The organism is Cellulomonas sp. B6 (assembly GCF_001462455.1).
GTDB lineage: Bacteria > Actinomycetota > Actinomycetes > Actinomycetales > Cellulomonadaceae > Cellulomonas.
The window spans coordinates 1-922 of the sequence record NZ_LNTD01000256.1 but is presented as its reverse complement, the minus strand read 5'-3'; the positions used below and the strand labels follow the sequence as shown (position 1 = coordinate 922).

At 76.6% G+C, this 922-nt stretch carries 1 protein-coding gene; it reads left to right on the top strand.

Going from position 1 to position 922, the window contains the following annotated elements; translation table 11 throughout:
• Positions 1-7 precede the first annotated feature (7 nt).
• Entirely contained in the window at positions 8-865 is an 858-nt protein-coding gene (efeU, locus tag ATM99_RS17510) for an iron uptake transporter permease EfeU (RefSeq protein ID WP_062104085.1), read from the top strand.
• Positions 866-922 lie beyond the last annotated feature (57 nt).

The following is a 922-nucleotide window of genomic DNA, read 5'->3' as shown; positions in this document are numbered from 1 at the left end:
GACGCCCGTGCTCGCGAACTTCCTCATCGGCCTGCGCGAGGGCCTCGAGGCCGCCCTCGTCGTCAGCATCCTCGTCGCGTACCTCGTACGCACCGGACGCCGCGACCAGCTGCCCGCCGTCGGGGTCGGCGTCGGCGTCGCCGCGCTCGCGTCCCTGGCGTTCGGCGCGCTCCTCACGTTCGGCCCCCAGGGCCTGACGTTCGAGGCGCAGGAGGCCATCGGCGGCTCGCTCTCGATCGTCGCCGTCGGCCTGCTCACGTGGATGATCTTCTGGATGGCGCGCACCGCGCGCACGCTGCGCGGCGACCTCGAGCACAAGCTCGACGGCGCGGTCGCGTCCGGGCGCCGCGCGGTCGCCGTCGTCGCGCTGCTCGCGGTCGGCCGCGAGGGTCTCGAGACCGCGCTGTTCCTGTGGGCCGGCGCGCGCGCCGCGGGCAGCACGAGCGCCGCACCGCTGCTCGGCGCGCTGCTCGGGCTGGTCGTCGCGATCGCGCTCGGGTGGGCCCTCTACCGGGGCGCCGTCCGCCTCGACCTGCGCCGCTTCTTCGCGTGGACGGGCGGGTTCCTGGTCGTCGTCGCGGGCGGCGTGCTCGCCTACGGCGTGCACGACCTGCAGGAGGCCGGGCTCCTGCCCGGTCTGCACAGCCTGGCGTTCGACGTCTCCGCGGCCGTGCCGCCGTCCAGCTGGTACGGCGCGCTGCTCAAGGGCGTCCTCAACTTCTCCCCCGCGACCACCTGGCTGCAGGCGATCGCGTGGACCTGCTACGTCGTGCCGACGGGCACGGCCTTCCTGCGCACCCTGCGCGGCGGTGCGCCCCGCCGCGCGACGCCGGCTCCCGTCGCCGCCGCCGCTCCCCCGGCCTGAGCCGCCTCACCACCGTCGTCCCACCCGGCACGCGACCCCGCGCGCCCCACCCCGCAC